Source organism: Flavobacterium bomense, assembly GCF_003970355.1.
This window is the reverse complement of record NZ_RYDJ01000021.1, coordinates 37,826-48,919: the sequence shown is the minus strand read 5'-3', so window position 1 is coordinate 48,919 and position 11,094 is coordinate 37,826. Positions and strand designations below refer to the sequence as shown.

General features: G+C 35.1%; 16 protein-coding genes. 11 read left to right on the top strand and 5 right to left on the bottom strand.

Annotated elements, in window-relative coordinates; genetic code table 11:
• The first annotated feature begins 170 nt into the window (after positions 1–170).
• Entirely contained in the window at positions 171–296 is a 126-nt protein-coding gene (locus EKL98_RS18155) for a VOC family protein (protein WP_317125163.1), read from the top strand.
• A 156-nt stretch (positions 297–452) separates the two neighbouring features.
• Here the strand turns inward: EKL98_RS18155 and EKL98_RS18680 are convergent, their stop codons facing one another.
• From EKL98_RS18680 to EKL98_RS18670, 3 genes are all read right to left on the bottom strand, one after another.
• Entirely contained in the window at positions 453–611 is a 159-nt protein-coding gene (locus tag EKL98_RS18680; RefSeq protein WP_199734583.1) for a transposase, read from the bottom strand.
• A complete protein-coding gene (locus EKL98_RS18675; RefSeq protein WP_449404013.1) occupies positions 611–901 on the bottom strand; it encodes a transposase in 291 nt (96 codons plus the stop codon). The genes EKL98_RS18680 and EKL98_RS18675 overlap by 1 nt, the downstream gene beginning before the upstream one ends.
• Positions 902–1,008: 107 nt before the next feature.
• On the bottom strand, positions 1,009–1,287 hold the full coding sequence (locus EKL98_RS18670) for a transposase (RefSeq protein WP_449404012.1): 279 nt from the start codon (positions 1,285–1,287) through the stop codon (positions 1,009–1,011).
• Between the two features lie 627 nt (positions 1,288–1,914).
• On the opposite strand from EKL98_RS18670, the gene rlmD reads away from it, so the two are divergent.
• The 3 genes from rlmD to EKL98_RS14435 all read left to right on the top strand — a co-directional run bounded on the left by rlmD (position 1,915) and on the right by EKL98_RS14435 (position 4,733).
• Positions 1,915–3,330, top strand: coding sequence for a 23S rRNA (uracil(1939)-C(5))-methyltransferase RlmD (gene rlmD, locus EKL98_RS14445; RefSeq protein ID WP_126463077.1), 1,416 nt, complete (start codon positions 1,915–1,917; stop codon positions 3,328–3,330).
• Positions 3,331–3,418: 88 nt separating this feature from the next.
• Positions 3,419–3,940 (top strand): DUF6452 family protein, encoded by a 522-nt coding sequence (locus tag EKL98_RS14440; RefSeq protein WP_126562969.1) that lies wholly within the window; start codon positions 3,419–3,421, stop codon positions 3,938–3,940.
• The gene (locus tag EKL98_RS14435) at positions 3,912–4,733 is read left to right on the top strand and encodes a DUF6048 family protein (protein WP_126562968.1); all 822 of its coding nucleotides are present in this window, start codon (positions 3,912–3,914) and stop codon (positions 4,731–4,733) included. Before EKL98_RS14440 ends, EKL98_RS14435 begins: the two co-directional genes overlap by 29 nt.
• A gap of 100 nt (positions 4,734–4,833) precedes the next feature.
• On the opposite strand, the gene EKL98_RS14430 is transcribed toward EKL98_RS14435, so the two are convergent.
• On the bottom strand, positions 4,834–5,070 hold the full coding sequence (locus EKL98_RS14430) for a hypothetical protein (protein WP_126463073.1): 237 nt from the start codon (positions 5,068–5,070) through the stop codon (positions 4,834–4,836).
• 56 nt (positions 5,071–5,126) lie between these two features.
• On the bottom strand, positions 5,127–6,302 hold the full coding sequence (locus EKL98_RS14425) for a THUMP domain-containing class I SAM-dependent RNA methyltransferase (protein WP_126452595.1): 1,176 nt from the start codon (positions 6,300–6,302) through the stop codon (positions 5,127–5,129).
• Between the two features lie 95 nt (positions 6,303–6,397).
• Here EKL98_RS14425 and EKL98_RS14420 point away from each other — a divergent pair, with 95 nt between their 5' ends.
• The 7 genes from EKL98_RS14420 (at position 6,398) to EKL98_RS14390 (ending at position 11,077) form a co-directional block, all read left to right on the top strand.
• Positions 6,398–7,162: a class I SAM-dependent DNA methyltransferase gene (locus tag EKL98_RS14420; RefSeq protein ID WP_126463070.1), complete on the top strand. Its 765-nt coding sequence runs from the start codon at positions 6,398–6,400 to the stop codon at positions 7,160–7,162.
• Positions 7,163–7,250: 88 nt separating this feature from the next.
• Positions 7,251–7,919, top strand: a complete 669-nt coding sequence (locus tag EKL98_RS14415) for a ZIP family metal transporter (RefSeq protein ID WP_126562967.1) — start codon at positions 7,251–7,253, stop codon at positions 7,917–7,919.
• A 155-nt stretch (positions 7,920–8,074) separates the two neighbouring features.
• Positions 8,075–8,887, top strand: coding sequence for an N-acetylmuramic acid 6-phosphate etherase (murQ, locus tag EKL98_RS14410; protein WP_126562966.1), 813 nt, complete (start codon positions 8,075–8,077; stop codon positions 8,885–8,887).
• 56 nt (positions 8,888–8,943) lie between these two features.
• Positions 8,944–9,165: a DUF6095 family protein gene (locus tag EKL98_RS14405; RefSeq protein ID WP_126463064.1), complete on the top strand. Its 222-nt coding sequence runs from the start codon at positions 8,944–8,946 to the stop codon at positions 9,163–9,165.
• The gene (locus EKL98_RS14400; protein ID WP_126562965.1) at positions 9,165–9,737 is read left to right on the top strand and encodes a pentapeptide repeat-containing protein; all 573 of its coding nucleotides are present in this window, start codon (positions 9,165–9,167) and stop codon (positions 9,735–9,737) included. The genes EKL98_RS14405 and EKL98_RS14400 overlap by 1 nt, the downstream gene beginning before the upstream one ends.
• Positions 9,738–9,898: 161 nt before the next feature.
• A complete protein-coding gene (locus EKL98_RS14395; protein WP_126463060.1) occupies positions 9,899–10,273 on the top strand; it encodes a DNA topoisomerase IV in 375 nt (124 codons plus the stop codon).
• Positions 10,274–10,306: 33 nt separating this feature from the next.
• The gene (locus EKL98_RS14390) at positions 10,307–11,077 is read left to right on the top strand and encodes a TerC family protein (protein ID WP_126463058.1); all 771 of its coding nucleotides are present in this window, start codon (positions 10,307–10,309) and stop codon (positions 11,075–11,077) included.
• The last annotated feature ends 17 nt before the right edge of the window (positions 11,078–11,094 follow it).

Genomic DNA, 11,094 nt, shown 5'->3' with positions numbered 1-11,094 from the left:
CTTTCTTTATTTGAACCCCAGTCTGAAAAGACTGGGGTTCTTTTGTTTATAGATACCACGTGTTCGCCCTGCGGGCTCGGTTCGTCGCCTTTCTTTAAAAACCCCAGTCTGAAAAGACTGGGGTTCTAAAAACTCTTTAACGAGTGATCCTTACGATCAAACCCAAAATCATGCTAACCGTCATAAACTCAAAGCTACCCATGCGCAACAAAGCGATTACACGGGATTTCTATGTGAACCACTTGGGTTTTCAAGAATTGGGTAGTGCTGACTTTGACGGGTATTTGATGGTGTAAAAAGACACGATTGAAATTCATTTTTTTGAGTTTATAACCTATCTAAATTTAAATATGCATCTGTCTTAAAGGAGATTAATACAAGTATAAGTTTAATAGAAGAGAATACCAAGACGAACTAGGGGATCAATCCCAAAACCTGTGGAGCGATAAAAATTAAGCATAAATATTTGTTAGTCTAAAAAGGAAAAATTCTATATTTCTAACCGCTCTGAATTGAGATCTAAACGCTTTTATTTTAGCATTGAATGACTTAGCCGATGAATTTGTGCTTCTATTATCAAAATAGTTTAATATTGTTTGGTAGTGATTCATTATTGATCTTGAGATTGTATTGAAAGATTTAAAGGTTTAAACCCTGATTGATTTACTTTTTCATGCCATCTAGCGAGCCTTGAAAGACCAATAATTTTATCGGTTGTTCTCTCAAAGATGGTTCTTAAATCTTGAGCTAAGTCATAGGCTTTTTCAATATAGGGATACAATTCAAACAACAACTTGGCACGTTCTGCTTGATTTTCGGACCATTTTGATTTGTTTTTATATAAGAAATAGCGACTTCTTGCCAATAATTGTTTGGCAGTATCATCATTTGCTAATAGTATAGGGTTGTATTTTTTCTTTGATGATTTTGCTTTTTCTATAGCTTTATTCTGGAGGTCAATTGCTTGCCAACGATACTAGATTCTGATTTCTTGTAAAGCTTCTTAAGTTAACTTTTGAACATGAATTTAGCGAAGCGGTATCTCGAATTCCAAAATTTCAATGAAAATATATGAGTAAACCGGTCGGTTATCCTTGTGGCATTTGGAAAGCACATCTTGGCAATTAATGCCATATTTGCTGCCATGTACAATGTAATTTCCGAGACTTGATTGCGTTGTTTTAGAGAGATTTTTTTGATAATTGCAATAACAGTATTGGCTTTAGTTCCGGCAATCATTGCAACTATAGTTCCGTTCTTTCCTTTTGCTGCTTTATTGGTTAAGATAGTATAGAATTCTGCGTTGGAGAGAGAAGTTTCATCAATCGATAAACGTTTGCCTAAGTTTTTTGGAAAAATAAGCCATTGTTTGGCGTGTGATAGTTCATCCCACGTTTTGAAATCACTTAGGAAATCTTTGTATTGATGTTGCAGATTTTTGATACTAACTCCATAGAAAGAAGTAATGGCTTTACAATCATTAGGCTTCGAATCTATTGATCTCTTTTAAAAAATACGCAAACTTTTTACTGATGACGCTGCTAAACAAATTCACGAAAATAGATACGGTGGGCAAATAGCTTGAGGTGATTATGATATTGATATGATTAGTAGTGTAACTAGTGGCACTTTTGGAGTTAGTAAGGAAATAGACGCTTATAATACACAGTATTAATTTGAGGGTAATATTGAATATTGTACTTGCTAACTTTACCCGCATAAAAGTTAAGAATAAAAGCCTTAATTTTAAATTATGAAAAAGAAAAGGAAAATTTATTTTAATCAACAGTAATAAGTGCCAAAAAATTGAAGTTATTATCTAAAACAGAATGTTACGCCAATAAAAAACACTTCTTATTAAAAATAGTTGCTAATTTGAATTTATAAAACCAATCAAACGCTTATTTTTGCGCTATGGCAAAGAAAAATACAGACAAAGTTGTCTTTCATCAAATAAAAGTCCTTGATGCTGGTGCAAAAGGCGTATCGGTAGCAAAGGCTCCCGATGGTAAAGTAGTTTTTATCCCGAATGTGGTTCCGGGTGACGTGGTTGATGTGCAAACTTTTAAGAAGCGCAAGGCGTATTACGAGGGAAAAGCAGTTCATTTTCATGAATATTCGGAGCATCGTGTTGCACCTATTTGCGAGCATTTTGGTGTTTGTGGCGGTTGTAAATGGCAGAATATGAAATACAGCCAACAATTGCATTACAAACAAAACGAAGTAAAAAATCATTTGCAACGCATTGGAAAAATAGAACTTCCTGAATTTGAGTCAATTCTTGGTTCGGAAAAACAGTTTTTCTACAGAAACAAAATGGAATTTTCATTTTCGAACAGCCGTTGGTTGACCGAAGCGGAAATTGGCAGCACCGAAGATCTAGGAAATAGAAACGCACTTGGTTTTCATATTCCGAAAATGTGGGATAAAATTCTGGACATCAACAAATGTCATTTGCAAGAAGATCCATCGAATGCCATTAGAAACGAAGTAAGAGACTTTGCCAATGCGCATGGACTGACTTTTTTTAATCCAAGAGCACATGAAGGTTTGCTTAGAACGCTGATGTTGAGAACCGCTTCTACTGGTGAAATCATGGTTTTGATCCAGTTTTTCGAAAACGATAAAACCAACAGAGAATTACTTCTGGATCATCTTCACAAGAAATTCCCACAAATCACTTCGTTGCAATACGTTATCAATAATAAAGCCAACGATACTTTATACGACACCGATATTAAATTATATAAAGGAAGAGATTACATCTTGGAAGAAATGGAAGGATTGAAATTCAGTATTAACGCCAAATCTTTTTATCAAACTAATTCTGATCAAGCCTATGAATTGTATAAAATAACGCGCGATTTTGCCGGACTTACCGGAAACGAAATCGTGTACGATTTATACACCGGAACTGGAACAATTGCACAGTTTGTATCTAAGAATGCCAAAAAAGTTATTGGAGTTGAAAGTGTTCCTGAAGCTATTAAAGATGCCAAATTAAATGCGGAACGCAATGAAATTACTAATTGTGAGTTCTTTGTAGGTGATATGAAAGTGGTTTTCAACGATAGTTTTATAGCACAAAATGGACATCCTGATGTGATTATTACTGATCCGCCAAGAGACGGAATGCATAAAGACGTAATTGAACAAATCATGAAGATTGCGCCTGATAAAGTAGTTTATGTCAGTTGTAATTCGGCAACACAAGCGCGTGATTTGGCGTTGATGGATGAGAAATACAAAGTGACCCGGGTACGTCCTGTGGATATGTTTCCACAAACACATCATGTAGAGAATGTTGTACTTTTAGAAAGAAGAAAATAGTGGTCAGTTTTTAGTATTCAGAACTTAAATTACGGAACACTAAAAACGGAACACTAAAAACGGCACACTGAACACTGAATAGTATTATATGAAAAAAACATTTTTATTGTTATTGTTTTTCGTTTTCGCTTTCTCCAGTTGTGAGAAAGATGATATTTGTGATGCAAATACCCAAACTACACCAAGATTAGTGATAGAGTTTTATGATTTTTCAAATCCTTCTGTTCTAAAAAATGTAACAAATCTAAAAGTAGTTGGTGAAGGAATGACGGATGGAATTGTTTTTAATGGTCTCCAAACTACCAGTGCAAATAAGATTTCGATTCCATTGAAAACAGCCAAAAGTAGTACCAGTTATAGTTTTACGCTGAACTCTGGAAATCCTAATTCGGCATTGGTTGATGAAGATAATATACAATTTAAGTATACTACACAGGAACTTTTTGTCTCCAGAGCCTGTGGCTACAAAACAATATTCACATTGGATCCAACAAATCCATATACCCATACTGATGCAACAACGGCAAATCAAAAATGGATACAATTTATATCGGTTGAAAGAAGTAACATCGAAAATGAAAATGAAATACACATTAAGATCTTTTTTTAGTTTTGGTCTCCTGTTGTCGTTGACTTTGATGCAAGCGCAAGAGAAAACACCTGTGAAAGAGAGCACGAAAACTACCCAAACAGATGAAATCATTCCCGAAACTCCATTGCAGCGGGTTGGAATCAATACGGAACCAAAAAATAACGATTCGATTCCCATAAAAACAGATCGCTATGGGATACGTGTAGGAGTTGATTTATTCAAACTGACGCGAGCTTTGTATGACCAAAATTATAAGGGAATTGAATTTGTAGCCGACTATCGGTTGACTAAAAAGTATTTTTTAGCGGCCGAAATTGGTAATGAAAACAAAACTACAGCTGATGATCGCGTCAATTTTACCACCAAAGGCTCCTACATAAAAGCCGGTTTTGATTATAATGCTTATGAAAACTGGCTGGATATGGAAAATGTGATTTCTATAGGAATGCGCTACGGTTTCAGCACATTTAATCAGGAATTAAACAGCTATCGCATCTACAATGCAAACCCTTATTTTGGTGAAGTCCCGGAAATTGTATCCGGCAAAAAGTTCAGTGGACTATCCGCCAGCTGGATTGAAGTGGTGGCTGGAATAAAAGCTAAAGTATTTGACAACGTATTTATGGGATTGAGCCTTCGATTGAACCGATTAGTAACCAATAAAGAACCGGAAAATTTCTCCAACTTATATATTCCTGGATTCAACAGAACTTATGATGGCAGTTTTGGCGTAGGATTCAATTATACGGTGACGTATTTTGTCCCTATTTATAAGAAAAAAGTGAAACCTATTGCAGTCCCAAAAAAGTAGATAAAAAAATAACCGCTAATTCGCTAATTTTTATTTAGTGCAAAAAATTGGCAAATTAGCGGTCACTATTTTAAAAATAGAATGTCTTAGGATTTCTAAACTATCCTATTTCCTTAATTCCTTTCATCAAAATCCACTTCATGAATAATTTCTCTCCGTCTTTGGTTTTTATCGCATGGAATTTTGGTGATAAAAGTGTTCCTATGACAAATGCGGTTAACGGAATCCATAATCCGGTTAAATTCGTGTAATGTTCCACTACATATCTCGCAGAAATAAATAAGATTGCAAAACATCCCAATTGATATAAGAATGCTCGTATTTGTAATTTAGTCATTTTTTAAGTTTTAAAATTTTTAATTCAAAGGTCGAAAGTAAAAACAGAATACTAGTTTATTCAGCAGTATCAGTTGTTACCTGAAACTTTGTTCTTTTACTGCCTTCATACATTTCGTATTTTACCAAACGGGCTTCTAAGCCGGCATTGAAAAGTTTAATTTTTCTGGAAGGTTTTAGCCCTACATATTTCAAAGCTTCCAAGTTTGCTGTAATCATCCAAGCATTCGTACCAGGATAGTTTTTCTTTAAAGTATCGCCAATGTTTTTATAGAATTCTTCCATGTGAATATCCAATCGCTCATCATACGGCGGATTGAAAACAATATGAAGTTTCCCTTCGGAAGACTTCTCGGTATCAAAAAAGTTTTGTTCGTCAATAGAAATATACTCCTCCAGATTGGTGTTCTTGATATTGTCTTTGGCTTTTTGAACGGCACTTGGTGCTTTATCATAGCCTTTTATGGTGTAATGAAACTCCCTAACGCGTTTTAATAAACTGTCTGAAATACTATCAAACAAATCATTGTCCCAATCGTTCCATTTTTCGAAAGCAAATTCCTTACGGTTGATATTTGCCGGAATATTACAGGCAATCATTGCTGCTTCAGCCAGAAATGTTCCGGAACCACACATTGGATCTAAAAAATCCGTTTGACCGTCCCAACCAGAAAGCAGTAGAATTCCTGCAGCCAAAACCTCGTTTATAGGAGCAATATTGGTAGCAGTTCTATATCCACGTTGGTTCAACGGATTACCTGATGTATCCAGTGCTACTGAAACCTGGTCTTTATCAATATGAATATTGATTCTCAAATCAGGATGTACTTTATCAATGCTAGGTCGTTGCCCAGTTCTCTCTCTGAACTGATCTACAATTGCATCTTTACATTTTTGAGAAACAAATTCCGTGTGATTAAAATATTCTGAATGCACGGTGGTATCAATCACAAAAGTCTGATTAGCACCAATCAATTTAGACCAATTGACTCCCGAAATTCCTTTGTATAAAGCCTGTTCATTATTAGCCTTGAAAAAATAAATTGGCTTTAGGATTTTCAAAGCCGTGCGCAAAGATAAATTCGCTTTGTACATGAACCCTTTATCGCCTTTAAAACTTACCATTCTCACACCTTGCTCTACGTTTTGTGCACCAAGGATTTGCAATTCTTTTGCTAATATTTCTTCAAAACCAAAAAAGGTTTTGGCAATCATTTTATAATTATTTTCCATTTGCGCCCTTTACCCCTCAAAGGGGAAATTGTTATCGTTATATTCGGCAAAAATACACTAAATTTGCATCAATCGAATTAATTGAAAAAGAATAAATGTCTGCAGCACAAAATCCGCCAACTGAAAACCAACTGAAATCAACTGAAAACTGGTATACTTCCTGGTTTGACACTCCGTATTATCACATTCTGTACAAAGACCGAAACTATAGAGAAGCACAGATTTTCATGGATAATTTGACGCATTATCTCAACTTGCCTGAAAAAGCTAATGTATTGGATTTAGCCTGTGGCAAAGGCAGACACTCTATTTATTTGAATCAATTAGGTTTTACGGTTTTGGGTGCGGATTTATCAGAAAACAGCATTGCCGAAGCTACTAAAAATGCAAATGAAACCCTTCATTTCAAAGTACATGATATGCGGGAACCTTTTGATGAAAAATACGATGCCATTTTTAATTTATTTACTAGTTTTGGTTATTTCGAAAATGACCAAGATAACCTGACTACGCTAATCGCAATCAAAGAAAGCCTATCGGAATATGGATTTGCTGTGATTGACTTTATGAACGTCACCCAAGTTATCGAAACACTGGTTCCCGAAGAAACTAAAACGGTCGAAGGAATCGATTTTCACATGAACCGTTATCTGAAAGAAGGATATCTGTATAAAGAAATTAAATTTGAAGACAAAGGACAAAAGTTTCACTTTACCGAAAAAGTTAAAGCATTAAACCTAAAAGATTTTGAGATGTTAATGGAAGAAGCCGGTATTTATTTGTTAGATATTTTTGGCGATTACAAATTAAAAAAATTCCATAAAACAGATAGTGAACGACTAATCATGATTTTCAAATAGTTGTTGGGTTAATTGGTTAATCGTTTATAAGGTTAATCAAAAAAATAAACCGGAAGAAAATCAACAAATAAACGATTCAACAAAGAATATGAATTACCTTTTACCTTTACTTTCCGTACTTATAGGATATAGTATCGCCTTGGTTTTAAAACCAAAAAATAAAACCAATCTAAAATTACTATTGGCCTTTAGTGGTTCGTTTCTGCTTTCCTTGACCGTAATGCATTTGTTGCCAGAAGTTTATGAAAGTGTAAATCCAACTATCGGACTCTTTATTATGCTTGGAATATTGTTCCAAATTATATTGGAATTTTTCTCAAAAGGTGCTGAGCACGGACACGTACACGGATATGAAACCATGACCCAAATCCCGTGGTTATTGTTTATCAGTCTTTGCATTCATGCCTTTCTGGAAGGATTCCCGGTAAGCCATCATCATGATTTAGCGGTAGGAATTGCCATTCATCATTTGCCTATAGCCATTATTTTGACTACTTTTTTCATCAATTCAAACCTGAATAAAAAGGCTATCTTTTTCTTCATGATCACTTTTGCAGTCATGACGCCGTTGGGAACTGTTCTATCGGATTATTTGCCCATATTAAATGAGTATTATACTGAAATCACAGCCATTGTAATTGGGATATTATTCCATATCTCTTCCACCATTATTTTTGAAAGTAGTGAAGGACACAAGTTTAACATCGCCAAAGTTTCCATGATCGTGATAGGAATTGCGCTGGCGTATTTTATATAATTTTACAATTTGGGCGTGACCGCAAGGGTCGGGCTATATGTTGCAATCTTTTTTATTCCGCTGTCGCTACATAAAAAAGGATTTCCACTTCTATCCCTCACGCAAGAAATAAATGTACGGGCACCTCGCGAGTTGTCCCTTCAAAAAAAATAAATATGGAATTCAAAAAAACCACTGAGCAATCCTCAAAATACGACGATTTAGAAAAAATGTCGGTTCAAGAATTGCTTTCTAATATCAATCAGGAAGACAAAACCGTTCCGCTTGCCGTAGAAAAAGCCTTGCCACAAATAGAAACTTTAGTGACTGAAATTGTTACCAAAATGAAACTCGGCGGACGATTATTCTACATTGGCGCAGGAACATCCGGTCGTATCGGGATTCTTGATGCATCGGAATGTCCACCAACTTTTGGAGTCCCTTTCAATTTAGTAATCGGGATTATTGCTGGTGGAGATACCGCAATCCGCAAAGCCGTAGAAAATGCCGAAGACAATACAACTCAGGCTTGGATAGACTTAAAAGCTTTCGAGGTAAATGAAGATGATGTAGTTATAGGAATAGCAGCTTCCGGAACAACACCTTATGTTATTGGAGGATTGCAAACTTGCAACGAAAATAATATTACTACAGGAAGTATTTCTTGCAATGCAGGAAGTCCGCTTTCGCAAACCGCAAAATTCCCTATAGAAGTAGTTGTTGGGCCCGAATTTGTAACTGGAAGTTCCCGTATGAAAGCAGGTACGGCACAGAAACTGGTACTCAACATGATCTCAACAGCCACTATGATTCAGCTGGGAAAAGTAAAAGGCAACAAAATGGTCGACATGCAACTGAGCAACAGCAAACTCATAGATCGTGGCATAAAAATGATACTGGGAGAAATTTCTGTTTCCTATAAAGAAGCTGCCGAATTATTAAAAAAACACGGAAGTGTGCGAAAAGCAGTTGATAATTACAAAAAGTAACACTTGTTTTTCAACATATCGATTACCTTTGAAGAGTAAACCTATAAACAAGAAAAATGGCAACCAACAAAGAACTTTTATCTAAAGGAATTAAATATTTGGCAGGTGCTTTGCCTTTGCTGTTTATTGGTCCAATTGTCATTACTAATGCTTTTATGAATCAACACAATGTTTGGCACTATTTAGTTTTAGCAATAGGTATCATTACCTGCATCAGTGCAATGTATTTGATGTATTTGGGACTAAAAACAATTATGAAAAGTTTATTTAATGACTAATGGAAAACCTAATTCACGTTCAAAAAACATTCGAAAAAATTATTTACGTCGATAAAAAAGTAAATAACAGAGAATTTGAGGATTGCGTATTTAGAAACTGCGATTTATCCAATAGTGATTTTTCTTATAGCAGTTTCATGGATTGCGAGTTTATTGATTGTAATCTGGCTATGACTAAATTATCCGGAACTAGCTTAAAAGGAATACAATTCAAAAACTGTAAATTGCTTGGAATTCAATTTGAAGAATGTGATGATTTCTTGTTTAATGTCAGTTTTCAGGAATGTGTTTTGGATTATTCTTCGTTTGCCAATAAAAAAATGCCAAAGACAAAATTCATTTCCTGTTCGTTAAGAGAAGTAGGTTTTGTTGGGACCAATCTTACGAGTTCCGTTTTTGACAATAGCAATCTGGATGGTGCTGTTTTTAATAATACGCAATTAGCTGGAGCCGATTTTTCAAAAGCAACTGATTTTAAAATTGATCCTGAATTCAATCCGATGAAAAAAGCAAAATTTTCGACACAAGGAATTATTGGTCTTCTGGACAAATATGATATTAAAATACAATAATCTACTACCCCAGATGGAAGTGAAAACCAAGCAAGGCTTAAAGCTATTTTTTCTTGACTAAAAAGAACGACTAAAAGAAGTTCCTTTTTTGTCAATAGAAAAAAAAATTAAGCATTGGGAGTTGCAACGCACAGCTGGATTAGGTACTAAAAAAAATAAAAATGAAAAAAATAATATTTCTTCTCCCACTGCTATTGCTGTTGTCTTGTTATACTACAGAGCGCAACTGCAAAGATTTTAAAACCGGAAAATTCAAATTTGAATATGACGTAGACGGTGTTACGAAAACGGCTTTTTTTGAGCGCAACGACAGTATTGAAATTGAGACTTTTGAAGGAAAAACGGATACAGCTTCCATTCGTTGGATCAGTGATTGCGAATATGTACTGCAAAAACTGCATCCTAAAAACATGGCTGAAGAAAAAGCTATTGGTATGAAAATTTTGACTACATCAAAAAAATCGTATACCTTTGAGTTTGGAATGGTTGGTTCTGATGCCAAACAAAGAGGAACAGTAACAAAGATTTCGGATTAAATATTTTAAATCAAACAATTATAACTACATAAAATGGAAGTATTTTTAAATCCTGATGCTTGGGTAGCACTGTTAACATTGACGTTTCTAGAAATCATACTGGGTATTGATAATATCATCTTTATCTCGATTGTTACAGGAAAATTACCCGTTGAAAAACGAAAAAAAGCGACGCAAATTGGTTTATTTCTAGCCATGTTCATGCGAATTGCGTTGTTATTTGGGATTACACTTCTTATTGCAATGAAAGAACCGTGGTTTAGTGTGGATTGGGGTTGGTTCTCTGCTCATTTTAACGGGCAAGCGATGATATTATTGGCCGGTGGTATATTTCTGATTTACAAAAGTACCAAGGAAATTCACGAAAAAGTAGACCATAAAGGAGAAGAAGAAAAAAATTTAAAAACTTCGGCGGCAAAATCATTTGCTAACGTTATTGTCCAGATTTTGTTGATTGACCTTATTTTCTCCGTAGACAGTATTTTGACTGCTGTAGGCATGACTAACGGACTGGAAGGTGCATTGTATATTATGATTACGGCTGTTTTAATTTCTGTTGGGGTTATGATGCTGTTTGCGGTGCCGGTTGGAACGTTTGTAAACAACAATCCATCTATACAGATTTTAGGTTTGGCATTTTTAATTCTGATTGGTTTTATGCTGATCACGGAGAGTATGCACTTATCCGAAGCAGTATTGGTAGGCCAATCTGTAGGAGTGGTTCCTAAAGCTTATTTGTATTTTGCAATTGCCTTTTCATTGGCTGTCGAGTTCCTAAACATGAAAATGAGAAAGAAAAAATAATTATTTATAAAAAAAAT